Source organism: Lentibacillus sp. JNUCC-1, assembly GCF_009741735.1.
GTDB lineage: Bacteria > Bacillota > Bacilli > Bacillales > Amphibacillaceae > Lentibacillus_B.
Genome location: NZ_WHOH01000001.1, coordinates 142,350 through 168,740 on the forward strand (window position 1 = coordinate 142,350; position 26,391 = coordinate 168,740).

The 26,391-nt window shown below is 42.4% G+C and carries 24 protein-coding genes and 1 pseudogene; 9 read left to right on the plus strand and 16 right to left on the minus strand.

Features of this window, described 5'->3' with window-relative positions:
• Positions 1 to 7: 7 nt before the first annotated feature.
• From JNUCC1_RS00745 to JNUCC1_RS00755, 3 genes are read right to left on the minus strand one after another with little or no spacing between them, the layout of a single operon-like run.
• A complete protein-coding gene (locus JNUCC1_RS00745; RefSeq protein WP_156643567.1) occupies positions 8 to 595 on the minus strand; it encodes a hypothetical protein in 588 nt (195 codons plus the stop codon).
• Positions 596 to 655: 60 nt separating this feature from the next.
• Complete coding sequence (locus tag JNUCC1_RS00750; protein ID WP_156643568.1) at positions 656 to 1,429, minus strand: hypothetical protein; 774 nt, start codon at positions 1,427 to 1,429, stop codon at positions 656 to 658.
• A 33-nt stretch (positions 1,430 to 1,462) separates the two neighbouring features.
• Positions 1,463 to 1,897: a hypothetical protein gene (locus JNUCC1_RS00755; RefSeq protein WP_156643569.1), complete on the minus strand. Its 435-nt coding sequence runs from the start codon at positions 1,895 to 1,897 to the stop codon at positions 1,463 to 1,465.
• A gap of 474 nt (positions 1,898 to 2,371) precedes the next feature.
• Between JNUCC1_RS00755 and JNUCC1_RS00760 the strand changes: the two genes are divergently transcribed.
• Both JNUCC1_RS00760 and JNUCC1_RS00765 read left to right on the plus strand, forming a co-directional pair.
• A complete protein-coding gene (locus JNUCC1_RS00760; RefSeq protein WP_156643570.1) occupies positions 2,372 to 3,283 on the plus strand; it encodes a YIEGIA domain-containing protein in 912 nt (303 codons plus the stop codon).
• A complete protein-coding gene (locus JNUCC1_RS00765; RefSeq protein WP_156643571.1) occupies positions 3,283 to 3,489 on the plus strand; it encodes a capping complex subunit for YIEGIA in 207 nt (68 codons plus the stop codon). The genes JNUCC1_RS00760 and JNUCC1_RS00765 overlap by 1 nt, the downstream gene beginning before the upstream one ends.
• 91 nt (positions 3,490 to 3,580) lie before the next feature.
• Here JNUCC1_RS00765 and JNUCC1_RS00770 read toward each other — a convergent pair whose 3' ends face one another.
• Both JNUCC1_RS00770 and JNUCC1_RS00775 read right to left on the minus strand, forming a co-directional pair.
• Complete coding sequence (locus JNUCC1_RS00770; protein WP_156643572.1) at positions 3,581 to 4,495, minus strand: DoxX-like family protein; 915 nt, start codon at positions 4,493 to 4,495, stop codon at positions 3,581 to 3,583.
• A gap of 783 nt (positions 4,496 to 5,278) precedes the next feature.
• Positions 5,279 to 6,454 carry an NAD(P)/FAD-dependent oxidoreductase gene (locus JNUCC1_RS00775; protein WP_156643573.1) on the minus strand — a complete coding sequence of 392 codons (1,176 nt, stop codon included), beginning with the start codon at positions 6,452 to 6,454 and terminating at the stop codon, positions 5,279 to 5,281.
• 171 nt (positions 6,455 to 6,625) lie between these two features.
• On the opposite strand from JNUCC1_RS00775, the gene JNUCC1_RS00780 reads away from it, so the two are divergent.
• The 4 genes from JNUCC1_RS00780 to JNUCC1_RS00795 all read left to right on the plus strand — a co-directional run bounded on the left by JNUCC1_RS00780 (position 6,626) and on the right by JNUCC1_RS00795 (position 10,249).
• Positions 6,626 to 6,898 (plus strand): (2Fe-2S)-binding protein, encoded by a 273-nt coding sequence (locus JNUCC1_RS00780; RefSeq protein ID WP_156643574.1) that lies wholly within the window; start codon positions 6,626 to 6,628, stop codon positions 6,896 to 6,898.
• On the plus strand, positions 6,891 to 7,292 hold the full coding sequence (locus JNUCC1_RS00785) for a (2Fe-2S)-binding protein (protein WP_156643575.1): 402 nt from the start codon (positions 6,891 to 6,893) through the stop codon (positions 7,290 to 7,292). The genes JNUCC1_RS00780 and JNUCC1_RS00785 overlap by 8 nt, the downstream gene beginning before the upstream one ends.
• Complete coding sequence (locus JNUCC1_RS00790) at positions 7,285 to 8,499, plus strand: NAD(P)/FAD-dependent oxidoreductase (protein WP_156643576.1); 1,215 nt, start codon at positions 7,285 to 7,287, stop codon at positions 8,497 to 8,499. Before JNUCC1_RS00785 ends, JNUCC1_RS00790 begins: the two co-directional genes overlap by 8 nt.
• 163 nt (positions 8,500 to 8,662) lie before the next feature.
• Positions 8,663 to 10,249, plus strand: coding sequence for a peptide chain release factor 3 (locus JNUCC1_RS00795; protein WP_156643577.1), 1,587 nt, complete (start codon positions 8,663 to 8,665; stop codon positions 10,247 to 10,249).
• A 46-nt stretch (positions 10,250 to 10,295) separates the two neighbouring features.
• Here the strand turns inward: JNUCC1_RS00795 and JNUCC1_RS00800 are convergent, their stop codons facing one another.
• Both JNUCC1_RS00800 and JNUCC1_RS00805 read right to left on the minus strand, forming a co-directional pair.
• Entirely contained in the window at positions 10,296 to 10,649 is a 354-nt protein-coding gene (locus tag JNUCC1_RS00800; RefSeq protein WP_231746925.1) for a DUF4870 domain-containing protein, read from the minus strand.
• Positions 10,650 to 10,739: 90 nt separating this feature from the next.
• The gene (locus JNUCC1_RS00805) at positions 10,740 to 11,609 is read right to left on the minus strand and encodes a glycine betaine ABC transporter substrate-binding protein (RefSeq protein WP_156643578.1); all 870 of its coding nucleotides are present in this window, start codon (positions 11,607 to 11,609) and stop codon (positions 10,740 to 10,742) included.
• A 224-nt stretch (positions 11,610 to 11,833) separates the two neighbouring features.
• Between JNUCC1_RS00805 and JNUCC1_RS18120 the strand changes: the two genes are divergently transcribed.
• Positions 11,834 to 11,992: a hypothetical protein gene (locus JNUCC1_RS18120; RefSeq protein ID WP_197431585.1), complete on the plus strand. Its 159-nt coding sequence runs from the start codon at positions 11,834 to 11,836 to the stop codon at positions 11,990 to 11,992.
• 32 nt (positions 11,993 to 12,024) lie between these two features.
• On the opposite strand, the gene JNUCC1_RS00810 is transcribed toward JNUCC1_RS18120, so the two are convergent.
• Positions 12,025 to 15,120 carry an AAA family ATPase gene (locus JNUCC1_RS00810; protein WP_156643579.1) on the minus strand — a complete coding sequence of 1,032 codons (3,096 nt, stop codon included), beginning with the start codon at positions 15,118 to 15,120 and terminating at the stop codon, positions 12,025 to 12,027.
• A 17-nt stretch (positions 15,121 to 15,137) separates the two neighbouring features.
• A complete protein-coding gene (locus tag JNUCC1_RS00815; protein WP_156643580.1) occupies positions 15,138 to 16,325 on the minus strand; it encodes an exonuclease SbcCD subunit D in 1,188 nt (395 codons plus the stop codon).
• Positions 16,326 to 16,554: 229 nt separating this feature from the next.
• Between JNUCC1_RS00815 and JNUCC1_RS00820 the strand changes: the two genes are divergently transcribed.
• On the plus strand, positions 16,555 to 16,935 hold the full coding sequence (locus JNUCC1_RS00820; protein ID WP_156643581.1) for a carboxymuconolactone decarboxylase family protein: 381 nt from the start codon (positions 16,555 to 16,557) through the stop codon (positions 16,933 to 16,935).
• 57 nt (positions 16,936 to 16,992) lie between these two features.
• On the opposite strand, the gene JNUCC1_RS00825 is transcribed toward JNUCC1_RS00820, so the two are convergent.
• Both JNUCC1_RS00825 and JNUCC1_RS00830 read right to left on the minus strand, forming a co-directional pair.
• Entirely contained in the window at positions 16,993 to 17,415 is a 423-nt protein-coding gene (locus tag JNUCC1_RS00825; RefSeq protein WP_156643582.1) for an OsmC family protein, read from the minus strand.
• 62 nt (positions 17,416 to 17,477) lie between these two features.
• Entirely contained in the window at positions 17,478 to 18,734 is a 1,257-nt protein-coding gene (locus JNUCC1_RS00830; RefSeq protein WP_156643583.1) for an MFS transporter, read from the minus strand.
• Between the two features lie 180 nt (positions 18,735 to 18,914).
• Between JNUCC1_RS00830 and JNUCC1_RS18125 the strand changes: the two genes are divergently transcribed.
• Positions 18,915 to 19,067 carry a hypothetical protein gene (locus JNUCC1_RS18125; RefSeq protein ID WP_197431586.1) on the plus strand — a complete coding sequence of 51 codons (153 nt, stop codon included), beginning with the start codon at positions 18,915 to 18,917 and terminating at the stop codon, positions 19,065 to 19,067.
• A 49-nt stretch (positions 19,068 to 19,116) separates the two neighbouring features.
• Here the strand turns inward: JNUCC1_RS18125 and JNUCC1_RS00835 are convergent, their stop codons facing one another.
• The 5 genes and pseudogenes from JNUCC1_RS00835 to JNUCC1_RS00855 all read right to left on the minus strand — a co-directional run bounded on the left by JNUCC1_RS00835 (position 19,117) and on the right by JNUCC1_RS00855 (position 25,961).
• Entirely contained in the window at positions 19,117 to 20,025 is a 909-nt protein-coding gene (locus JNUCC1_RS00835) for an EamA family transporter (RefSeq protein ID WP_156643584.1), read from the minus strand.
• A 76-nt stretch (positions 20,026 to 20,101) separates the two neighbouring features.
• A pseudogene (gene cydC, locus JNUCC1_RS00840) lies at positions 20,102 to 21,828 on the minus strand (thiol reductant ABC exporter subunit CydC).
• The gene (gene cydD / locus JNUCC1_RS00845) at positions 21,825 to 23,555 is read right to left on the minus strand and encodes a thiol reductant ABC exporter subunit CydD (protein WP_156643585.1); all 1,731 of its coding nucleotides are present in this window, start codon (positions 23,553 to 23,555) and stop codon (positions 21,825 to 21,827) included. Before cydD ends, cydC begins: the two are co-directional and overlap by 4 nt.
• Entirely contained in the window at positions 23,555 to 24,586 is a 1,032-nt protein-coding gene (cydB, locus tag JNUCC1_RS00850; RefSeq protein WP_231746926.1) for a cytochrome d ubiquinol oxidase subunit II, read from the minus strand. Before cydB ends, cydD begins: the two co-directional genes overlap by 1 nt.
• On the minus strand, positions 24,555 to 25,961 hold the full coding sequence (locus tag JNUCC1_RS00855) for a cytochrome ubiquinol oxidase subunit I (RefSeq protein WP_156643587.1): 1,407 nt from the start codon (positions 25,959 to 25,961) through the stop codon (positions 24,555 to 24,557). Before JNUCC1_RS00855 ends, cydB begins: the two co-directional genes overlap by 32 nt.
• Positions 25,962 to 26,391: the final 430 nt, after the last annotated feature.

A 26,391-nucleotide genomic window follows, 5' to 3' on the forward strand; every position in this document is an offset into this window, starting at 1 on the left:
CATCCTTTTATTCAGGTTCAGATTCTTTTTTCTGTTTATCGTCTTTTTTATCATTTGAATCATCTTTGGGCTGAGAATCAGTTTCTTCTTTTATTATTTCTTTTTTAGGGTTATCTTCTTTATCTGCTTCCTTTTCTGGTTCTTGTTCTGTTGATTCCGGGGGATTGTAAGGGACATTGTTCATTTCTGCTAGTGCTGAAGCAACGATTTGATCTAGCTTTGCCTGATAAGCCGATCGCTCTTGACTTGTATCGGTACTAACTTCTTCTGCAAGGGTATCTGCGTATTGTCTGATTTCATTTATAGCTGATTCTTTTACATCGTTCTTATAAGCAACAAGCTCTGCTTCCGCTTCGTTAATGCGGTTCTGAACCTCTGACTTCAGCCGTTGTGTCTGCTTGTGCTGCTCTTTTGTCACGGATTCATCGAGATCTGCGATTGCACTTGTTGTTTCTCTGTCAAACCATTGCATAAACAACCCTTTCATGTCCTGGTGAGCAAATGCCACCCGCATTCCACCTGTGGTCAGCATAATGATCATGACGATTGCAGCAAGACTGGTTAACCCCCATTTGATCCATTTGGCTCGCCTCACTTGTATCCCCCTCCCCGTTATATGTAAGGCCGAGGATTTCATGCCTCGGCCGCCTTGATCTTAAATGCCTGAAACAACATCATCCAAAGCGTTTTTTGCTTCCTGTTCGAGATCAGCAGCGTGTTCAGAGATGATTGTTTTTTGCTCTTCCTGCAGTCTTTGTAAAATTTCATTGGTTTTATTTTCTATACGTGTTAACTGGTGATTGATTTGTGTTCTAAAGTTTCCTTCCAAATTTTCACCCCGTGCTTCGACTTCAGCGCTCACTTCTTGTTTAGCTGCTTCTATAGCTTCTTCAAGGTCTGTAACAGCTTCTTCTTTTGCAGCTGTTAAATCATTAGTGACTTGTTCGAGCATTCTTGATTCCTGTTCTATTCCAAACGCTTCAAGGTCATCTTTAACCCACTGTTCCGCTGCATCACCACGTGCAACGATTTCAGCTGTACCTGCTACAAAAGCGTCGTAGAACTCCACTTCCATTTGCCCCATAATCTCCTGCTTAGTTGCTCCCAAATCCTCAAGGTGACTTTGTTTAGCAGCGGCAATTCCATCTATAGCATTATTGGTTTGTTTATTTCTATGCCGGTCTACAATACCACCCTGATGGTCCTTTCTGTCGGCATAATAACCTTCAAACTCCTGCTCCTTCGATTCCGCATAAGCATCTGCCTCTTCCTCAGCAGCTGCAACTCTGTCGTTAAACACACCTTCATACCAGTTTTTCAAGTTCTCTCCTGCGTCAGTATTGGCAAGAGCAAATCCTGAACCTGAAATAACACCTACAGCGAGCGTTCCTGCAATTAATTTTCCTTTAACTGTTCCAAGCATTTTCATAGTCAATTTCCCCTTTTCGTTTTTTTTAGCTGGTCAGTCGTTTAAGATCCCTTCCAAAAACGACATCATATCCTCCTCAATCTCCTGTTCAATCTGTGCTTTCTTTTTTTCTTCATAAATCTTAAGCTTGTCCACCGGGCTAATGTTCTCTTCGACCTTTTGTAAGTTTGTCATGTATGTATGGTGATAGGTCGCCACTTCAGAATCAGCTGTTTGTATACTTGTCCGGTTCCACTCGGACATGTCCTTAAAAAAGTCTTCTTTACCTGCATTCATTTTCATATTACGGATGGTGATTATCTCCCGTTCTCCGTATTTGACTTGCTCATCCAGTTGTTTATCCCACACTGCCATCATGTCGTTGTATGTCTGCTCCAGTCTGAATCCTGCCGACTGATTTCCGGCATATAACGTTGTTGAACCTAACAGAATGAGTATCACGCCAAGCCATAAAGTTGTCTTCTTCATGTTTTATTGTCCTAATGTCCAATGAAATCGGAACCCGGACTTTTCACCCCCTCCTTCTCTTGTCGAATTCATCATCTTGCTTTGTGATTGATCTGTGCTGAACTTTTGTGAATCATTTGGCGAGAGTATAGAACAACAAATCAAAAATTCAAAATCGTGAAATAAGCGAAATATACTTTATAAAGAACATTTTACTTTCATTTAATCGCATATGCTTTGTTTATCTCACAAACTGTATTTTCTAAAAATTGAGTCTTAACGACTAGTAAAAGAGCCTATTTAAAAGTGGTCATTATAGACTTTATAGCTATGCTAATTCGTTAGTCCCAAGTGTGTTTTTGTTTAAGAAAGTAATGTAGATCATGTATAAATTTGTCAAATTATCGTTCTTCTTGAAGAACTCTTTTTCGCCGGGTTTTTCTTCATGAAAAAGCATGAATGGTAAACACTAATCATAAGAAGGAGTGATGTTTCATGGAAGACCAGCCTATGCTTTCTGGAGAAGATTTAGGGGTTATCATTGTGGCTGTTTTGGCGGGGACAATGGCTAGAATTTGGGTTTTAAAAGAAGATTACCGACAATATCCCAGCTATCCCAATGGGTACCTGATTCATATTATTACCGGTTTTGTGGCAGCAGCACTTGGTGCCGTGGCTGTCCCTGCCTTAATGAGCATGAACTTCGTTGCGGTAATATTTCTGACGCTTGCCCTTCAGCAATTCAGAGATGTCCGTAAAATGGAGAAAGACAGTCTCAGCGATTTGGAAAACACAGAATATACATACCGAGGTGATGCTTATATTGACGGGATCGCCAAAACATTCGAGGCGCGTAATTACATCGCTTTTATAACTGCCTTGGCTGCTTCAATCGTCATAAGCTCTTTGCATTTCAATATGTGGCTGAATAATGTCATCGGTATTGTTGCTGCGATTTGTGTGGCAGGCGGATTGAAATACTTCACCAAAGGAAAGACCATTGGAGATATTGCAGTAGTTCGTGAAGGCGGAATTGAAATCAAGGGGGCAAGCTTGTATGTGGATGGGATTTTCGTCAGTAATTTATTAGGCACAGAGAATGCCAAAGATTTGTTTCAAGCTGAAGGCATGGCCGTAGTTATTGAACCCAATGAAAATCACTTTAGAATTAATCTGGATAACTTTGGACAGCGTCAGGCAGCCTTGTTTGAGGTAACTCGGGCACTTGGAAATAAACGGTATAATTTCACACGTAAGGATTATGTTGATGGGCGAATTGTTATTGCTCTTATCCCGATCAAGCAAGATATTGATGCATTTATTGAAGCAGTTAAACAGTGCCCATTGCTTGAAAGCGCCAAAAAAGCCCATAGTGTGATGAATAAAGCAAAAGGAGGTCGCGCCTGATGGGAAGAGAGTCATCCATGAGACCTGAATATACGATTCTTGCCTATATTACATCTGTGAAGGAGCGGATACTTGCCAGCAACTGCCTTTCTTTGTTGGCTGAAAATGAACAAGATGCTGCCGACATGACCAAGGATATTGCCAAAGCCATGAAAGCAGACGTCGTCCAGTTAACAAACGGTGACTATATGGTGATACGAGTATGACTGCTAAAAAACAAAAGCCGAAACGCCTTGGTGCCCCTGAAAATCATAAGCAAGAACGTGGAGTGGCATTTGTGTCACAACTCGTTCTTGCTTATAACGCTGCCTTTCCCCTCCGAAGACACGTTTTAGCTGTGGGAATGGCGTTTGCGTTCATATAGCCGATAACCGAGATGATCACCAGCACCAGATTATAATTTAATGGATTGAAAGGATATGTCAGTATGGTAGGATCTGCAACGATTGCTGCTATCATTAACCCTGAAAACATACCAATTTGGACGAAAAACAGATGACGTTTCTGGGAGTAGAAGAGCCAAAGAAGTCCCACCACAATTTCAAATATCCCAGCTACTATCACAGTGCCTTCCATCTGATTCTGACTTAATTCTAGGAAACTGGGTATCATAGCAATTTCAAGCGGATGCATAAATAACAGTTTCGGCACAAGGCCGTGATAAACCCACACAAAGGCAAACATCCACACGAGCATCCAGTGAGTGAAAAAGCGCCGGTATTGGGTAGCAGGCTCTTCCCCTATCTCAACCCATCTTTTCAAAACATCAAAACTAAGAGCGGTTCCCCACTTCATCAACGGACGAAATAATAACCCGTCAAATAAATGCCCAACATTACCATAATGTGTTTCATAATCATATTGTGTCGAAAACTGGATCGAGTCCCCTTCAGACTTGCATTTCCAAACCCCTCGCCCCTCTTTAATTGGGGATGTTTTTTGTTCTGTTCCGAAATGCAATGAGGATGTGCGTGATCCATCTTCAGAATGATGATGACTAACAGAGTCACCCCAACCTTTCACAGAAATTCCCGGGATAATTGTCCTGCGATATGTAAATCGTTGCGGTTCGTTCGGCTGCTTTGGTAAGTACGTAATCGATGTAAACCGCAAATCCCATTGCTCATGCATCTTTGGATTTTGTGTCTTCTCCCACACTTCATCCATATCACCATTAATAGACGTTTCCACACAAATCGGCTGCCGCTTCATGCTGCCCCCACCCCTTTTAACCTGTAACATACTTCAAACCAACATACACAACCTAAAAGCACTTTTCAAATTAAGAATAATAGACACAAACTGCGAACCAGAGAAAACTTTATAAACCTACATAAAAGTTTTCGGGGAAGTTTTAAGTTACGACTTATATGGCAATTTTATGTGATTTTCCGATATATGAGTTGAAAACGTCGATATACTCTTCAAAAATTCCGATATAACCCTCAGAATTTCCGATATCGCATGCAAAATTTCCGATATATCCAAATTGAACCATATATGTTTGTTAGAGCGTCGTGATTTCCGCTGTGGGGTCTTCGGACTCGTGCTGTTCCCGCAGGAGTCGACTTCCCTCCGCTCCAATCACTCTATGTAATTCAGTGGCTAGGACGGTTCTACTCACATAAGAGTTAGAGAATAACCTCTCATACCAAGCTCGGGGAAAACACGGAGACTCCTGTGGGATGAAAAGCCTCGGTGAGACCCCACAGCGCGCATTTGGGGAAGGAAGGCTAAAACCCGCGACGTCCTGTCGCAACGCCTTCATGACCCACGTCCTGTGGGCCCGAGGCTCATCAGCGCCCACTGGACGCGGAGTGTTTTCCCCGAGCGGTTGCAAGGAGTAGTCATAAAATCCCGAATTAAATCTAACTAGTAACTAGTTAGTTCGCAGTTTACTTAAATTGTGTTGTTCTAATTATAATAATACTTAAAACAAAAGTCGCAGCGTTTCTTTTTTTAACTGAAACGCCATGCGACTTTGTCTGCAACTTCTTATGAACTTGTGACTTTCTGAAATCGGTCAAATCTAAGCGGATCCACTGGGATTATGGTTTCTTCTTCACTGATCATTTGCTGAATAAGTTTTCCTGTAACGGTGGCAAGACTGATTCCGTCACCTTCATGGCCTGCTGCTATATAAAAACCTGGTATCTCTTCTACTTCAGAAACAATCGGCAAATGGTCTTCTGTCCAAGGTCTGAAACCGGTATATGCCCGGATCATTGTAAAATCATCCATTTTCGGGTAAAAGCGCATCGCCCGTCTCGCCATTGTTCGAATCACGTTAATATCCACGCGCCCGTCATAACCGACAAATTCACGGCTTGATCCAAGAAGGAAATTCTGGCTCTCGGTGGGCTCAAGTACTAAGGCTACGCCGTGCTTTTGTGTTTCCTCATCAGCTATGCGTTCACGTTCGAATTTATTCATCAGATACCCGAACTCCATCACATTTCGCATCATGACAGGTTCTTGGCGTGCTCCAACCATAATATGGCCTTTTCTAGGTTTGATTGGAATATCAACATCCAGCATTTCACCAAGAAACGGCGCCCACACGCCAGCAGCATTAATTACTTTCTTTGCAGTAAATTCACCGTTTGAAGTGGAGATTTCAAATGCATCCTTTTTTGCCAGTCCGGTAACCTCTCTCTGGGTAAACAGTTTTAATCCGTACTGTTTTGCTTTGTCGATCAGTGCATAACAAAATAAATAAGGATTTATTAGGGAGTCTGTTTCACATTCAAGCCCGCCAGGAATATCATCTGCAAAAAAAGGTGATTCTTGCTTGATATCAGAACGATCCAACACATTGAATTTTAATCCGGCTTCATTTTGAATTTTAACCCAATCAATAGCCGCTTCCATTTCTTGATCATTATCACATACGAGGATACTCCCCAGTGGGCGGTATTCGAATGGAATCTCAAGTTCCTTGGCAAGATCAACTGTTAATTCCTGGCTCACCATTGACATCTTGCTGTCAAATCCAGGATCTTTGTCCACAATCGTAATGTTGCCGTCACAACGGGAAGATGTCCCGCTTGCGATATCCCCTTTTTCGATGAGCATGCAATCAAAACCAGCTTTTGAAACATAGTAAGCTATCGCACACCCCATAATACCTCCTCCGATGATCGCAACTTCTGCATGGTGTTTTGCTGCCATGTAGCACATCCTCCCCGCTCTTTTATGTATTTCAAAATTTGTTTTTTATTTTAGGTAAAATGCTAATACCATAGTAACATATATGTTAGAATAGCTGTAAATAAGATGTCAATCTTTGTGTAATTCTTAATGTAAGCCATTTCATTGTATGGTAGTCGGGAGGTATATTGTATGGATGATATGATTATTTGCAGATGTGAGGAAGTTTCATTGAAGGATATTAAAGAAACTGCAGACCAATACGAAGCATCAGCTCGCGAGGTTAAACTCAGAACGCGAGCAGGCATGGGATATTGTGGCGGCCGAACGTGCAGGCCAGCTGTAGATAAAGTGCTTGAAGATATTACCGGAGAAAAACCAAGTGATCAAATACCATTAAAAGTACAGCCGCCGGTGCGACCGGTAACTTTGGCGACGCTTGGAGGGCAGACTGAAGATGAATAAACAAAAGAGAATTACAGAGCACCCTGTTCTGGGACGCATGCAAGACCGTGAAGAGGTGACTTTTACATTTGACGGTCATACATATAAAGGGTTTAAAGGTGATACGATTGCTTCCGCTCTTTTGGCAAATGGGGTAAGAAGGTTACGTGTTCATGAGGAGACCGGCACCCCTCGGGGAATTTACTGTAATATCGGACATTGTTTTGAGTGTCGGACAACGGTTGACGGTGCTGATGGTGTTCGTGCGTGTCTGACGCCGATAAGAGAGGGCATGGAGGTTAAAAGTGGACAAAAAGAGGCGCTCCCTCTTGACTCTCAGCATCATGACGCGCATAAACTTCCAAAAACATATGCTGATTTCGCCAAGCAAGAGGCTGGTGATCCACATGTATGATGTTTTAGTTGTCGGAGCAGGACCTGCGGGTTTATCAGCTGCTATAGCGTGTCGCGAATGGGACTTAAGTGTCGCTGTCATAGATGAATTTCCAAAGCCGGGTGGACGTCTGCTTGGCCAATTGCATCAAGAGCCAAGCGGCGAATGGTGGAATGGTATATACGAAACAGATCAATTGCTCGATAAGGCAGAAACACTTGAAACAGACATTCGCTGTGGCGTATCCGCTCACCATATCGAAAAAACAGATGCCGGCTACACAGTTCATACAAATAAAGGCTTGTTGCACAGTAAAAAACTGCTTATTGCAACGGGTGCTGCAGAATCTGCTGCACCTGTTCCCGGATGGACACTCCCTGGGGTCATGTCGATCGGCGCAGCCCAAGTGATGACGAACGTTCATAGGGTGAAAGTCGGCCAAAAAGGTATAGTCGTAGGTATTAATGTGCTGTCTGCAGCTATTGCACGCGAAATGCAGTTGGCTGGAGTTGACCTGGACAGCATGGTTCTTCCTGCTTATAACTCAGTCACTGCAGATCATGCACACCCCAAAAAGGTCATGGACGGTCTTATGCGAATTGCCCATTTGGCTCCTTCTGCTTTTCTGCGTTTTGGAAGCAAGTTTGCAAAAGCAAAATGGATCAGGGATCTGGCCGTGTCATTTTACCCGTCGGGTGGTGTGAAAATGTGGGGCATGCCCATTCATGTCCGAAAGGCTGTAACAGAAATCCATGGTACAGACCAGGTCGAGGCTGTCACCATATGCAAAGTTACACCTGAAGGCGCACCTATTAAGGGCACCGAGGAAAAAATTGCAGTTGATTTTGTCTGTATTGCAGGAGGACTTTACCCACTTGCAGAGCTTGCAGCGGTAGCTGGGTGCCCTTTTCAGTATGTAGAAGAACTAGGAGGGCACGTGCCTGTTCACAATGAGAGAATGGAAACACCACTTGAAGGATTATATGTAGCTGGAAATATCACCGGTATCGAAAGTGCCAAAGTAGCAAGAGCTCAAGGGACTGTCGCAGGTCTTTCCATTGTCAGAGATTCGATGGACGCTGTCGATCTCATTGAGCATGGTATTGAAAGTGCCATACAAAATGTGATACAAACACGCGAAAATGCCTCAATTCAATTTCATCCAGGCATTCATGAAGGCAGAGAAAAAGTAGCCCAGAGCTTTACTGCATATAACAGCCACACATAATTCGTTGTCAAAAGATCCTGTTTCTCCTATAAGAAACAGGATCTTTTTTATCCAACCTATGCTTGCATATTGACGCCTGTATCCGCCCCATGCTATGTTTTAACAGTGCTAAAATGAAAACACAACAATTAATCAAGATATTAAAATAGAAGAAGGGATTTATATGCAACTGAAAGACCATGTTGACAACCGACGTACATTCGCCATTATTTCACACCCTGATGCTGGTAAGACAACGATGACTGAAAAGCTACTATTTTTCGGTAACCTGATTCGTTCAGCAGGGACTGTAAAAGGAAAAAAATCAGGAAAATATGCCACATCAGATTGGATGGATATTGAAAAACAACGTGGCATATCCGTTACCTCCAGCGTGATGAACTTCCCCTACAAAGGTTATCACATCAATATTCTGGATACACCAGGCCACGAGGACTTCAGTGAAGATACTTACAGAACACTTACAGCTGTTGACAGTGTAGTCATGATGATTGATGCCACAAAAGGCATTGAGGCACAAACGATCAAGCTGTTTAAAGTATGTCGTATGCGCGGGATACCCATTTTTACATTCATCAACAAACTTGACCGTGAAGGTCGTGAACCGCTTGAATTATTGGAACAAATTGAAGAGGTATTAGACATTGAAACCTATCCAATGAACTGGCCTGTTGGAATGGGAAAAAGATTTCTCGGTATTTTTGACCGTCATAATGAGCAATTCGTTCAATATACGGGTAATGAACAGGAAATAGGCATCCCCTACAACGAATTGGATCATGAAAAACACCGAGAATTAACGGCTAATGCAACATTTGAAGCAAGCCGAAATGAATTGGCGCTTGTTGAGGAAGCAGGCGAAACCTTTTCCATGGATGCCATATTAGCAGGTGAACAAACACCGGTATTCTTTGGCAGTGCCCTTGCGCCGTTTGGTGTTCAAACGTTTTTTGACACTTTTATTTCTATGGCTCCGCCTCCCGCACCGCGAAAGTCGACCGCGGGTTTGGTTCAACCGGATTACGAGGCTTTTTCAGGATTTATTTTTAAAATTCAAGCCAACATGAATCCCGCCCATCGGGACCGAGTCGCCTTTTTACGGGTTTGTTCCGGTGTTTTTCATAGAGGCATGACGGTGAAATTGTCACGTACCGGTAAAGCAATTAAACTGGCTCAGTCTCAGCAATTTATTGCCTCCTCCAGAGATACAATCGAAGAAGCTTATGCCGGTGATATCATTGGTATCTATGATCCGAATGTGTATCAAATAGGAGACACTTTGTATGATGGCCGTAGTGCTTTTGAATATGATGAACTCCCTCAATTTCCACCAGAACTGTTTCAGAGCGTGGCACCGAAAAACGCTATGAAATCCAAACAGTATACCAAGGGGATTGAACAGCTCGTTCAAGAAGGCGCTATACAACTTTATAAAAAACGAAGCACGGATGCACACATACTGGGAGCAGTCGGCGAGCTGCAATATGAAGTCTTTCGTCATAGAATGAAAAATGAATACAATGTGGACGTTATGATGGAACCGATTGGAGAACGATTGCCTCGGTGGATCCAGCCTGAAGATGCAGACCCCTCTCTATTTGACGAACGCAACATGCTTGTCAGAAACAGAAATGGAAATGACGTCGTTTTGTTTAAAAATGCGTTTTCCTTGAATTGGTTCAAAGATAAACATCCTGACATTGAACTGATTGATCTATTCGAAGTCAATCAATATGATCAGTCTCATTAAAAAAATCACCGGTCATGCAATCTAATGCATGACCGGTGATTTTTGTTTACTTAATGAATTGAATAACAGTTGGTATTTTGTAATATTTACCGTCGTAAGCTTTGATAGCAGCAATAATTGTAAAAACAAAAGCCATAATACCGAGTGCGATTAGTGCAACGATACCTATGATTACAAAAATTAATATGGTGCCTACAAATGAATAAATCGCATACGAGATCAGAAAGTTCAAATACTGCTTACCATGGAAGTCCACCAATGATGATTCCTCTCGCTTTATAATCCAAATAACAAGCGGACCTATGAAGGTTGTAAAAAAACTAGTCAAATAAATCAGCATGGCATATAGTCTTTCATCCTTCTCTGTCATGTCGATGTTGATCCCCCTTTGTTCAATCATATTATGCAGAATTTTATTATAGCATATCTTGAAAAAAATGACCTCGTACAATCGTAACGAGGTCATTTTTGTTACTCCTATAGCGATGGATTACTTACCCAACCACTCATCAACTGTATCCTGGTGTTCTTCAATCCAGGCTTCAGCCAGGTCTCTTGGTTTTTCACCCTCATCAAGCGAAATAAGCCATTCTTCAACCATATCAAGATCAAGTTCCATATTGGAAAACAACGTATACGCCGTCGGAGCCTCTTCTTCAAGTTGAGGCGTTACGCCAACTTCAACGTCATCAAGCTTCCACGAATTTCTCGGGTCTTCCAAAAATTTGATGTCATAGTTAACAAACATTGGGTGTGGGCGCCAAGCATTAAATGCGATCGGCTCTTCTTTTTCTATTAACTTTTTCATCTGGGCCATCATGCCGGCAACACTGCTGTTGCTAATTTCAAAGTCATCCATTTCATAATCCTCAACCATTACTTCTGTGGTCTTTCCCATACCACTGCCTGGCTCAATGGAGTAAATCGTATGATCAAACTCATCTGCATGTTCCCTCAGGTCTTCGATACTGTTGATGTCTTCCATGTAAGTCGGAACGCCCATTCCCAGTGGCATGTCAGAGAATAACTTTCCAGCTGTTTCAAACGAATCATCGTATTCCTCTATATATTCGCTGTGCAAATTGGGTCTCCAAATATCGATAAAGGCATCAATATCCTGACTTGATAAGGCCTGATACAAAATACCAACCTCTGCTTCTTTAATATCAACTTCAAAACCTTCATTTTCGAGAATGACAGCTGACAAATAGGCTGGAACGGTGGCATAGTCATAAGGGTCCAAACCAATTTTGATTGTTGACTTTTCCTCCGATCCCTTATCACCCGCTTCTTCTCCACTATTTTCATTGTTGTCGCTGCATCCTGTAAACAGAATCGCAATTCCAACCACCATCATCATCTTTACGAGGTTACTGTATACAGCTTGTCTCTTAATAATAGTTTACCCTTCTTTCTCTTATTTTTGTATGATTCAAGGGATTACGCATACTTGAACCGTACAAAGATAAATACTAACACAACCTAAAGCAAACATTAATTAAAATCCCTTAAAAGTTTTTCTTATTCATATTCAAACGAAAACAGGACATCCTAAACCTAACCAAGTAAAAGAGGAGTGTTGTAATGTCAGAGCAAAATAAAAACCGCAACAAGGATAAAGGCAAACAGAATAACCGTAACAAATTCAATAAACAACATGAAGGCTATGAAGTAGAAATGTCTGAAGACACCGAGTTCCTGAATCTCGACAATAAGAAAAACAAACGTCATGGACGTTCGTAAAAGAAAAAAGACTGGAAAGCAGATTCCAGTCTTTACTTAACTAAAAATGCTGTACGGCTTGACCCTTCTTTAGTCTTCTTTACTTCAAGGACAGCTGGGAAGATGGTTTTGAGTTCTTGCACGTGTGATATAACGCCTATCATACGGCCTGACTGCTGCAATTCAATAAGCGTATCTATTGCTTTATGCAAAGCTTCCTCATCAAGTGTCCCAAAGCCCTCATCAATAAACATTGTCTCAATCGAAACGCCACCTTGAAAACTCTGAATCACATCAGACATGCCAAGTGCGAGACATAGAGAGGCGTTGAATTTTTCACCGCCTGATAAGGTTTTAACATCTCTGTTTTGTCCTGTATAGGCGTCGTAAATATCAAGTCCAAGACCGCTCTGGCGCCCATGAGCCTCTTGACGATCACTCCGGATTAAATAAAATTGTCCGTTTGACAGATGTCTCAGCCGTTCGTTAGCAGCTTCAATAATCTGTTCTAAGTATTCAATTTGCAGATACCGTTCAAACGAAACTTTTTGAGCATTCTGCCCGCGGATCACATCATGTAAATGCGTTAAGCGTCCTAATTGACGATCTGCTGCCACAACTTCCTCGTGAGCTTTCTCGATTTGAACTTGCAGATTTTTCGCTTCCCTGTAGTAATCCTCTGATTGTTTCCACATTTTGAAAGCAGTCTCATACGCAGTCTTAAGTGTCTCTTTTTCTTTCTCTAAAGCTGTGATGTCCTTTTTCCTTTTACCTTCAAGTTTTTTGGCAAGCTCGGTGGTTTGTTCCATTAGAAGTATGCGCTGCTGTTTAAATGATTCGATAGATTCCTTAAGTGTTTGAATTGATGCTGCATCCATTTTCGCTTCCTGATAAGCCTGTTGCGATGTAAACCCCGCCTGCTTCAGCTGCTCGTCGAACTGCTTTTCGTGTTCTTTCCTGTTGTTTTCTGCTTCCAGAAGTTGTTTCTGTACATGTTCATAGCTGGTTTCAGTTTGTGTGAATGTCTGTTTAGCGTGTTGTAGTTGCGTTTGCGCTTGGTCCCAGGCTGATTCAAGCTGCTGTTTATAGCGCTCTGCTTGTTTAACCGTTTGCTTTAATTTCTCCAAGTCGCGATAGATTTCCGGTATCGTTGTGACACGGTCCTCATACACAGCTTTTGCTTTATCGACATTCGTCTTAGCTTCTTGTACCGCATGCTCTTTTTCCTTTAGCTGTTTTTCGAGCGTGTTAAACTGTTCTTCAAAAGTTTCTACTTCTTTTTTCAGAGCTGTACGTTGTTTGTCTTGATTTGTTAACGATTGAATCTGCGCTTTGAGTTCTTGGCCGCGTGGAACGAGATCGTCATAAAGCTCTTTTACTTTGTCCAGATTATCCACGTATGTTCGAACTGCCTCCGATTGAGTGGTTAAGGTGCTTTCTGATGTATGCAAATGGGCTTTTGCTTCCCGGTAAGATTGGTCTTCTCGGTCAAGTTCATACTTAGCGTTATCAAGCGATTGTTTCGTTACACCATCGGAATGGGTGTTTGCTTTCATAGGGTGTGACGTACTTCCGCAAACTGGACATGCTTCTCCATCGTGAAGCCTAGTGGCGAGCAGTTCAGCATGGTTATTAAGCCAGGCTGTTTCCGCCTGATCATAAGCTTTTTTGGCTTTTTCATAGCTTTTTTGTTTTGTTTGAACATCTCGCCTAAATTCTTCAACATTCTTTTGAGCTGTTAAGAATTCGCGGAGAACTCGTGCCTCTTCACGCATTTTTTCCAGTTGAATCGTTTTCTCAGAGAGTAATGATGGAATTGAATCAATCTTGTCTAATGTTTGCTTTTTGACTAATGTCTCTTTTTTCACAGCATCGGCCTTGTTCTGCAGTTGCGCCAACTCTGTTTCAACCTGTTCTTTTGTTTTGTGCAGTGAAGTGAGCCGTTTTTCAATGTCCCTAAAGGCTTCTACAGCAGGAACATACTCTTTTAACTTGTCCAGATTTCGCCTTGCCTCATCCCGCTCTGCCTGTTTTTCTTGTTCTATTTTATGATGTGCTTCAGCATTTTCGTATGCTTTTTCAGCATTTTTCTTAGCCGTTTCAGCATTCTTCAATTGATTCACTTTTACTTTTTCTGTTTGCCGGCTTGCTTCAGTTTGTTTTTCATAAGGCTCAATGTTCCCTGCCCGCTGTGCTGTTTCAAGCTTTCTCTCTTTGATTTTGTAGTCAGGAACTTGTTGGTTCAAAGTGTCTAGCTTGTCTTTTTTAACAGCAAGATCTTCAAACGATTCATTAAGTGCTTTTGCCTGGTGCCATTCTGCCTGTTTTTCATTATGGGCATGATAAGCTGCGTGGTACTCCTTTTCATCAGCTTCAATCCGATCACGATAGAAAAGAAGTTCTTCATCAAATCCGGACAGTATATGATTCACATTCATATGTTCACTTTCAACGACTTCAAATAAAACAGAGTCTTCCCTTTTTGGTAAGACCGCCTCTATAGTACCAACGTAATGATCAAATGTCTGTTTTTTTCGATTGTAAGCTTGTTCTGATGCCTCTTTGCGGGTGCGCAACCGTTCACTGATTTGTTTATAGGCATCTGTTTTAAACAACCGCCGCAAAATTTCTTCCTTGTTCTCTGTTTTGGATGTAAGCAGTTTACGGAATTCTCCTTGCGGAAGCATGACAATTTGTTTGAATTGGTCCTGTGTCAGTCCGATCAAGGCTTCAACTTTACGATCAATTTCAGACACCATTTGCCGGTCTACACACGGGATTTCATCACCGGATTCGAGCCGCTCAAAAAATTCATATCGTTCTCCTGTTTTTGATTTATTGCCTGCTTTCACATGCCCAAGCTGGCGTAAGATCCGGTATGTTCTTCCGTGAATGGTAAATAACAACTCTACAGATGTATGTACATCATCATCAGCAAAATCACTTCTCAACATAAGGCTTTTATCTCGGTCTTGTCCACTCGCCTCGCCATACAAAGCAAAGCTAATCCCATCAAATATGGTTGTTTTTCCTGCACCGGTATTCCCCGCTATGACAAACAAACGGTTATCTTCCAGTTCAGTAAAATCGATCGTTTCTTTGTCTTTATACGGACCAAATGCCGTCATCGTTAATACCAATGGTTTCATTTGCAGATCACCTCCCCTTAAGAATGTGTGGTTAAATTAATATGATCTGTTTCGGTTTCTTTTTCTTCCTGAAGCAACTCATCGAGAACATCTTTAAAAATTGATTCGGTTTCTTCGGACGGCTTCTGGCCTTCCACTTCTTTATAAAAGGCTGAGAATAGCTCAATGGCATCCATCTCAGTCCGTGGTTTTCCCTTTTCGCCAGAAGTTTGAGCGAACGGCGTAACTGATGTCCGCTCTACATGCATAGCGTTCGGATAAACGGAGCGCACTTTTTCCATTGGTGAGAGTACAGGGGTTTCGTCGGTTAGACGTACAAATACATAATCTTCATTGACTTCCTGATCCATGAGTTCCTCAATAGATGACTCGATGACACGCATATCCCTCATTGGTGTGAATAAGCGTTTTTCCACCTCTACTTGTCCTTCTGCGTTCATGTCGATGATCAGATAACCCTTTTGATGAGCAACTTCCGAACTGGAATATTTCAAGAGAGAGCCGGCATAACGAACGGTGTCATTCAGTACATAATGCGCCTGGTGCAAGTGACCGAGCGCTGTATAATGAAACGGGACAAAGTGGCGGGCATTCACATACTCTGCACCCCCAACAGATAATGGTCGTTCTGAGTCGCTCGTATTATCTTCTGCCTCTCCATGCGGCGTTACAAATGCATGTCCAACAAAGACATGTCGAGCATCAGGGTCCATTGTTTCTTCAATGTGGGATACGATTGTTTTCATAGCATCATCATGGCTTTTAACTGTATCATCTTCAAAAACATGTCTGACAACGCTTGGATCACAATATGGAACCTGATGGAAATGGACCTCTCCATAGTTATCATGAAGAATAACCGGCTTTAATTCTTGGCTTAATTGTCCAGTCATATGTAACCCATTGTGCTGCATAATGCGACTCCCGAAATGCAGACGTCCTGGACTGTCATGATTTCCGGCTATGGCTATAACAGGTGTGCCTTTTTTAAGCACAATATCCTCTAAAACTTCATCCAGTAAGTGAACGGCATCCGTTGGGGGAACTGCCCGATCATATAAGTCACCCGCGATAATCACAACATCCGGTTTTTCCTGGTCAATTGCTGTTTTGAATTGCTCCAGTACAAAGCGCTGGTCTTCAGTCATATATACCCCTTGCACAAGCTTCCCCAAATGCCAATCCGCCGTATGAAATATCTTCATAATCGATCTCCTCCCCATCTTTCGATTGTTAAAAAAATCATTCAAGTTTTCACAACGTCTCACTTTGTCTCTGTTTTCAGGTAAGCGTAATCGTCTTCTTCCAGTATAACGTATTTTTGAAGGTTTTGTCGTTATGGTAATGTGTTTTGACATCATCTGCCATGTATTACTTTGTAGATGTGGTGTCAAAATAAAACAGGTTATTTATAAAAAATGGAGTGATTACCGCATGGAAAATGAGCACCAACAAAATGAAGCTATCAATTATTTTGAGCAATCCATATTGGATTACAAGCAAGGATCCAGCCGGATCGAAATGTCTTTGCCTAATATGGCAGAAGGGTATTTTAAATTTACCGAAGCCTGTTTTAAAGAGGGCGCACTTAGTCGAAAGCAAAAACAGCTTACTGCCCTTGCCATCAGTATTTATGCCAAAGATGATTATTGCATTATTTATCATGCAAAAGGGGCTGCCGTAAACGGGGCAACAGAAGAGGAAATCGCAGAAACAATCGCAGTCAGTGCAGCACTCGGAGGCGGTGCCGCGTTTTCCCAAGGAGTGACACTGGCACTGGATACTTTTGATCATTTTCAGGAGACATTACATTAAGCGAGCACACAAAGCCGGCGTACGCATCCATTCAAATGGATCATATGCCGGCTCTTTTTAAACAAGTTTGCTTTTATAACCGTTTATAGAATAGCTTGCTGACATTTCAGCATTAAGAGAATGAGACACCGTACAATACTTATCCATAGACAATTGAATCGCTCTTGCCACCTTGTCTTCAGGTAGATTACCCGTCAACACATATTCAATATGGATTTTCGTAAATCGTTTTGGATGCTCTTCCGCGCGTTCACTTGTTAAATCCATGTGAAATGCTTCAGGTTCGATCCGCATTTTCTTTAAGATCGATAAGGTATCAATACCTGTACAGCCTGCAACAGCATTTAACAGGAATTCGGTCGGACGGGCCCCTGTGTTTTGTCCTCCAACAGCTTCGTTCGCGTCCATCCTCAAGCGATGGCCTGATGGGGTTTCGCTGGAAAAAGCCATTCCTTGTTCCCACTTGACTCTCAATTCCATTTAGACGCCTCCTTTTATTAACACTTTGTCTTTCCTTTGTATCATTTACAATCTAGATTAAATTATATATGAGCTGAATCCTTGGATGGTGTAAGCTTTTTAAATACAAAAAAGAAATAAAGTGACCCTGTTAAATAAAGCAGCGCAGTAATAGAGAACACGTTGGCATATCCCCAATACGACCCGTACTTTATTACAATTCCCGTTGAGACCGGTCCCATAAACGCCCATCCCAACTGAAACACCATTTGGTTTATTGAATTTGCCAAGCCCCTTACAGAATCATTGACCTTGGACATCATCAACGACATTTGAATCGGGTTACCTGCATTCATAAGTGCTTGTCTAAACAAGAAGCCTAACGTCGCCCAAAGCAGATTTTGTGTATAGGCAGTCAGCAGTAAAAAAGGAAGTGATGCAAGCTGCAGAAAGACAACAGCTCGCACCTCCCCAATTTCCCTGACAACTGCAGGGCCAATAAACATGGCAACAGCCGTTGCTGCTTGACCAAGTGAGATAATCATTCCAACCATGGAATTAGACGCTGCAAAACGATCTGCAAAATACAAATTTAAATAGGGGATGACCAAGCCGCTTCCGAATCCAATCAACAACTGGGCAAAAGCAAACAAAGCAATGATCTTGAAACCATTTAAATTTGCTTTAAAAAACAGTAATGGCCTTACCTTCACAGAAGGATCCGGCTTTTTTTTCGGTGCCTCTGTCATTTTAACTATAGGGAAAAAAGCCAATAAATAAAACACGCTTCCAACAATCAATGTGTATCGAATACTGGCTAAGTCATGAGTCACATAGGCAAAGATATCTGTCAAAAAACCGCCCAGAAGACTGCCAGCTACCTGTGCAACCGTTACAAGTGCTGCGTGCAAACTAAATAAATGGACCCGCTGTTTGGCGGTGGAGTTTTCTGCGAGCCATGGAATCGTTGAGACTTGCAAAAAAGCTGTAAACAACCCAGTGCCAAAACCAGTGAGCAGCAGCAATGATTCGAGTTCAATGATACTTCTAGTGACCAGAACCAGACCTGAAGCAACCGCCCCATACATCATTACACGCCTACGTCCCAATCGATCGCTCATAATGCCTGCAGGAACAAGTATAATCGCCATAGCAAGTGCTTGAAGAGCAATAATCTCTCCGTTCACATCCTGGCTGTATCCAAGCTCCCGTATGTAGAAATTATAAATCACCATAAACATGCCAAGCCCTATTTGTGAAAAAATGTTGGCAATCAGGGCCAGCTTGACATTTTGATTATAAGTTTTAAACTGTTCGATCCATTCTTGAAAAAATCGCATCAGTGCCGCCGCCCTCTTTGTTTCGTGTCCCTAAATATATTACCCTCATTTTTCCAAAAAGTAAATACCCCTTGCCCCGTTCTCATGTTTATCCAGTTTCAAACCGGGTAAACACAGACCAAGATAGATGATCCAGCACCTGTTAAACGAGTGAAATTCATTAAACAAGGAGGATTCATCATGGATGAAAATCGGGATGTAGAAGTTGAGCGAAAAGAAAAGAAAAGCGATCCATCCAAAGTGGGCGTCGCTATTATCAAATATGCCACCTACCTCATTATTTTCTTCGGAATCCTATGGTTTCTCATTAACTATGTATTTCCGATGTTCTAATGCATTTAAAAACGGCAGCTCCTATCGATGAAGGGAGCTGCCGTTTTGGTTATAAAGCATCGGTCACGCCGAGGAGAATGATTCCGGTCATGACAATGATGATCATAATATAATGTCGTGTTGATAGAACCTCTTTAAGAAAAATGCGTGATAAAATAACTGAAAATATACCATGTGCGGCTATGAGCGGCGCTGCAATGATGGCATTGCCGGCCATCGCAAATACATAGAAAAATTGCCCCACCGTTTCAAGAATGGCTGCATATCCTTTATCCCGCTCAACAAAAAAGTTAAACTGTGCCTTTTTGATGCCTTTTACATATATAAAAGCCAGTACAGCACACATGAAAAATGTTAATTCGTAGGCAATCAGGGCTGAACTTTCACTGATTAATTTCAGTTCGTCAAGGTAAATTCCATCCGCAAATGTACCTAAACCATCAATCAGACTGTAAAGGATTGGAAAGGTGATCGCCAATACACCGATTTGATACTTTTTATCGACTGACCCACTAACCTTTTGCATAGCTTCAACTTCGTCCTGTTTTTCAAGCGCAGCTAGTCCAATGACCCCTGCAGTGACAATGATCACTCCAGCAATGTCAAGCATATGCAGCTCTCTTGGAAAGAAAATGAATAGTAGAATGGCGCTGACGGCCCCAGAAGAGTTCTGCACAGGCGCAGCAATCGACAATTCAATATATCTTAAACCGATATACCCGATGGTCATCGACAAAATATATAAGAATGAAACTGGGAAATAACGTACAATATCAAATGGGTCAAACGCCACATCCTTGATTAGCATATACAATACAGCATGGATACCCATTACAAGGCCGACCATGACAACAATCTTTAAGTGACTGAGTTTGTCGTCAGGGTCAGACCCTTTCTTATAAAATAGATTGGCGCCGCCCCAAGCAAACGCTGTTAAAAGTGAAAATACAAACCACATGCATAAAAACCTCCATCATATCTGCCAAACTTAAAGCTAGTCAAACGCACAGAAGGTTATTATACCATGGGCGGGGTCATCCGTGAACACCCGAATCCATTGCATACAATGTTCGATAATAGTCACTGGTCTCCATGAGTTCGTCATGGCTTCCAGCCATCTTAATACCACCTTTATCTATAAACAGAATATTATCCATTAATTCTGCACCTGCAAGGTGATGGGTGACTAAGACCACCGTTTTATTGCGAGCAGCGTGCAACATTGTTTCTAATAACGATTGTTCAGTTAAAGGGTCAAGCCCAGTTGTCGGTTCATCCAATAATATGATGGGCGTGTCCTGAAGAAGCAAACGTGCAAAAGCAATACGATGACGTTCGCCACCTGAAAAGCGCTTGCCCATTTCCTCCATCTTCGTATGAATACCTTCAGGCAAGGTCTCAATCATGTCCATCATTTGAGCATCCCTCAAAACATTGATTATTTCTTCTTCTTCTGTGGCATCAGGCTGGCCAATACGGACATTGTTTGCGACGGTTGTATTAAACAAATGTGGATGCTGATTCAATACAGCAACTTGCTTTGATAAGAAACTGGCATCCATCTTGGCGTCATCTAGCAGGAGCTGTCCTTCTGCAGGCTCAAGGACACCTGACATCAGTTTCAGTAAAGTTGATTTACCTGCCCCGCTTTTGCCCAATAGAGCGACTTTTTCCCCAGAATTGATTGAAAGGTTCAATTGATCAATGACTGGTGGCTGAACATGATCATATCCGAAAGTAACATTTTTTAAATGTATGGATGGATGAGCGGAAATACGGGCAGCAGCCCTTTCATTAATGGGACCATTGTTGTTTTCCCGCGCAGCCAGTTGATTCATTCGGTGAATGGAATCCCTGTAAGACGGAAGCTCCTCTACAGCATCACTTGTCGGCATCAAGGCGTCAGTAACTGAGAACATCATCAGGGCAAAAGCTGCAATTACTGTAGCTGACATGGCACCTTCATCTGTTTGACCAGAAACCCATACCATCGTCAGGATGATCATAATGCCTGAAACGAGCCTCAGAAGCGCATCTCTTAAATGATGCCATTGATGCACACGATTTTCCCTGTCAATCAGACTGTTATTTTCCATTTCCACTCGTTTAAATAATTCAGAAACACGCCCACTGACAAGCCAGTCCAATTGTCCAAATAAGGCATCTGTTACATGCTGATACAGCTTTCTCCGTTTCTGTTTAATAGACACATGATGACGACGCATGATGAAATAGGAAAACATCGGTACAAGCCAAACCGCAACCCCCATAACTGCAAATGCGAGGAGCATAAATAACGGATCAAATACGCCAAAAACAATGATGACTGCTGTATAAATAAATACACTGGATACAGCTGGAAAAAGCGTCCGTATATAAAAGTCCTGGAGTTTTTCGATGTCTTCAGCAATGACACCCAGGATATCCCCGTCTGGAAACGGCTCCTGAGCATAAGGGCTTGAGGTTCAATGATGTCATAAAGTTTATTTCGGTAGTACGCCAAAATTCTTAACACAACATTATGCCCTGTCAGTTTCTCCAAATAGGGAAAAACCGCTTGTGAGATACTGAGAGCTCGTACGGCTACAATTGGCACATACACAAGCATAATGTTTTCCGGCCGAAGTGCAGACTTGGAAATTAAATAGCCTGAAATAAACAGCAACATCGCTCCGGAACCGACACCCAGAACAGAGAAAAGGACATTTAGTGCAATGCGGCCTTTATAAAATCTGATATAAGGTAAGATCCATGTTTTCATAGGCCGGTTTCACCTCTTCGCTGAATAAATTGAGTATAGGCACCATCTCTTGCAGCCAGTTCGTTGTGTGTCCCCTCTTCTGCAATCATACCTTCCTTCAGCATATAAATATAATCCATATCATTCATCCAATGCAGCCGGTGGGTCGCAAGTATGACTTGCCGGTCGCGGAACACCTCTCGCATCACCTGTTTAATTTCATATTCTGTTTCAATATCAAGATGAGCTGTTGGCTCATCCAACAAAATAACAGGTTTATCAGACAAAAGCGCACGGGCAATGGCAATACGTTGTTCCTGTCCTCCGCTTAACATTCTCCCGCCCTCACCGATTGGTTCATCAATCCCGTGAGGCAGTGTATTAACAAATTGTCTTAACCCAATGTGATCAATCACTTGTTTAATGTCATCATCAGATGCTTCCGGCGCATAAAACCGAACATTATCGGCTAAAGACAGTGGAAAAATGTAAGGTGTCTGGGGGATGTAGGCCATCAGATCATACCATTCTCTGATATTCAAGCCTGATACATGCTCATCATCCAACTTAATCGCTCCAGATACAGGCAGGAGTCTCCCTGCCAGAACGTTAATGAAACTGGATTTCCCGGATCCGCTGGGTCCAACCAACCCTATCCACCCTTTTGGCATGGCAAACGTTAGTCTGCTTAAAACAGGCTTATCGTTGAGCCTTAGTGACACATTGTCAAAAGACAATGCAGGAAATGTCCGGTTATTTTGAACAACCAAAACCCTTTCCTGGTTGTTTTCATTTTCTTGTTCTGCAAGCACAGCATTAATTTCTCCCATAGCAACTTGTCCGTCAAGTGTTGCATGATAATCTTTCCCCACCTGTTTTATAGGAGAGTAATACTCCGGTGCCAAAACAAGGATCGTCAAAGCAGGCAGCAAGTCTATATGTCCATCAATCAATCGAAGTCCAAGACCTACTGCAACAAATGCGATTGATAAACTTGTGAAAAAATCCAGAGCAAATGAGGAAAGAAAGGCAACTTTTAACGTCCGCATAGTGGCTTTCCGGTAATCTGTATTGACTTGATCAATTCTTTCTGCATGCTTCTTGCTCTGCCCTAGATACACAAGTGTTTCCAGTCCTTTTAGTGAGTCAATAAAGTGATTGCTCAACCGCTTGTATGTGTCATATTGTTTATCCGCCATAGCCTGTGCTGCCTTGCCAAGTAGAATCATAAACATAATGACAACAGGAACAGTCACCACCAAAATTACAGCAGAAGATACATCTATGGTCCATACATAGACCACAATAACAGCAGGCACAATCATTGTTTTTATCATGCGCATACTGATTATTTCCAAGTACGCTTTTACGTGATCAACACCGTCCATCATTAAGGTCGTAAGATGGCCAACACCTTTTTGCTGAATAAAATAGAGCTCTCTTGTAAAATAGCGTTGCACAAGCTGAGTGCGCAGTCTTCGGGCTGTGTCAGCAGCATAGCGCTGGGCAAGCATTGTTTGAGCATGTGTCGTCATGTAACGAGAAATAAAAGCGACCAAAAATAACCCAATCTCTGACCAAATGTCTGAAACGGGCGTACCTTGAAACAAGAAGGTGACTGCCCGGGCCAGGAAAATAGCCTGGGCAATAATGGCAGCCACCTCAATGAGCGTCAGCAGAGTTAAAGATCCGTGCAGCAGCCTGGACCCTTTATAACGAGGTAATCCTCTTGTACGTGTTTGTGTCATTAGTATTCCAACTCATCTTCTTTTTTCAGTCGTTTCCTGAAAATATAATAACTCCAAGCCTGATACCCGAGAACAAACGGTGATAATGCAATCGAGAAATAACTCATGATCTTCAATGTGTAGGGACCTGATGACGCATTTTCAACGGTCAAACTATACGCATCCGAGATTGAGCTGATCATAATTCTCGGAAACATCCCCAGAAAGATACTGCCTGTTAAAAGAATAATGGATACGGTTGTAAGAGCAAAACGCGTCCGTTCTCCAGCTTGTGCCTTGCTGCTCAGCCCCCAGTACAAAGCAATGAAGGCGAGTATTGGAATCGTCATAAAGGTTTGCCCATGGTAAGTAAAGACGTCTGAGACAAAATACCCAACCACGATAAAGGCCAGGAACAGAATCAATGCAACAGGGGCAACTTTTCTGCTAAACGCTTTCGCCCTGTCGTTCAATTCTCCTTCTGTTCGAATAGAAATAAACTGCAGCCCATGCACAAGAAAAAGCATCAGCAGCATCACACCGCCTAGAAGAGCAAATGGATGTAGAAATTGCAGAAAGCCACCGACCATTTCCTTGTTTTCGTCAATCGGCATACCGGTCATAAAGTTGGCCAGGACTACACCCCATAATATAGGGGGAAGAAAGCTTCCAATTGTCAGTGCCCAATCCCAAGTATGCTTCCACTTCGGATTTTCAACTTTGCCCCGGAATTCAAATGATACTCCGCGAACGATCAGCGCGAGTAGCATAAACACCAACGGTATATAGAACCCGCTGAACATTGTCGCATACCAGTGAGGAAATGCTGCAAACATAGCACCGCCAGCTGTAATTAGCCAAACTTCATTTGCATCCCAAAACGGTCCAATCGTGTTAATATAAACGCGTTTTTCTGTATCATCTTTCCCCAAAAAGCGGGCGATCATGCCAACACCAAAGTCAAATCCTTCTAAAACAAAGAACCCGACAAATAAGATTGTGATTACCAGGAACCAAAACTCAGGAAGAGACATGACTTTTACCTCCTTCATCAGTACCAAATGGGTCTTGATTACTTTCTGCTTCTTCTTCTACAAACACTGGCTTTTTAATATGACGGCTGAACAAGTAAACCGTCAACGCTGCAAGAATCGCATAAATTAAGGTAAATGTAACCAACGAGAACAACATTTCATTCGCTGTTACAGAAGGTGAAACAGCATCTTCTGTCTTCATCATGCCAAAGACAACCCAAGGCTGACGCCCCATTTCTGTCATAATCCACCCTGCAGTGTTAGCTACAAATGGAAGAGCCATAGCAAAAGGCATGATTTTCAAATAAAGGCTCGCTTTTGGTGTTTTGTTTCTTCGTGATACATAACCTCCATATAAACCAAGGAGCAGCAGCAGACCGCCAGACCCTGTCATTATGCGAAAAGCCCAGAAAACCGTCGGAACAGAGGGGATATAGTCACCAGGACCATACTTCTCTTCATAATCTGCTTGCAGCTGATTTAGCCCCTCGAGAGATCCACTAAATTTATTGTAAGACAAAAAGCTCAGCATGTAGGGAATTTGCAGCTCATAATCGTTCATGTTTTCTTCAGTGTTAATGGATGCATATACAGTAAAAGGTGCAGGATCTCCACTGTTTTCCCATAAAGCTTCAGCAGCAGCCATTTTCATAGGTTGAGATTCTACGAGATACTGAGCTTGCCAGTGTCCTGTAAACATCATTAAAAATGCTGCTGAAGTGGCAACGATAATCGAAACACGGAAAGAACGCTTAAACATTTCCACATCCTGTTTCCTCAGCAGTTTCCATGCACTGATACTCGCAATGACAAAACCGCCTGTAACGAGCGAAGTAACAAGTACGTGCGGGAACTGCGCCCATAGATGGGGGTTCGTTAAAATAGCTGCAAAGTTGTTCATCTGTGCTCTCTCTCCAGCAATTTCAAACCCAACCGGATTCTGCATAAACGAGTTCGCCGATAAAATCCAGAAGGCTGACAAGATTGTTCCGATAGCCACGAGCCAAATCGAGGCCAAGTGTACTTTCTTAGGCAGTCGATTCCAGCCAAAGACCCATACAGCAATAAAGGTTGATTCAAGAAAGAAAGCCAATAACCCTTCAATAGCGAGTGATGGTCCAAACACATCCCCGACAAAACGGGAATACGTTGACCAGTTCATGCCAAACTGGAACTCTTGAAAAATACCAGTGACAACCCCAACCGCGAAGTTAATCAGAAATAAAACAGACCAGAATTTTGTCATCTTGCGGTAAACATCTTTCTTTTTAAACACATACAACGTCTGCATAATTGCAATCGTGAACGCCAAGCCAATCGAAACTGGCACAAAGAAATAGTGAAAGATCGTCGTCGATGCAAATTGTAACCGAGCAATAACCAAAGGATCCATACAAAAAGCCCCCTTATATAAAATGAAATCTATACCATACCGAATCTTCCATAAACAGCGAACCAACTTAAGACTTCCTCATACAGCCACTCGGGGAAAACACTGCGTTTTCCGCGGGCGCTGCTGAGTCTCGAACCATCAGGATGTGGGTCGTGAAGAAGTGGCGATTGAACCCCACAACGTTATATTAAGGAGGGGGCGACTAAAACCTCCCCTTGCGGGCAACGGCGACATACCCCTTGCCGGAGCAAGGAGGCGTCAGGGGATGTTCGATTAAAACCGGCGCGTCCTGCGCCAACATCGAACGACCTGCGTCCTGCAGGCTCCTTGACAAAGAAGACACTGTGAAAGTGGGCTTCTTGAACAGATGTCGCACTTGAGCTGTGATAAAGTTAAAGCGACTTCCCAGTACGCAAATCACGGTTCTCTC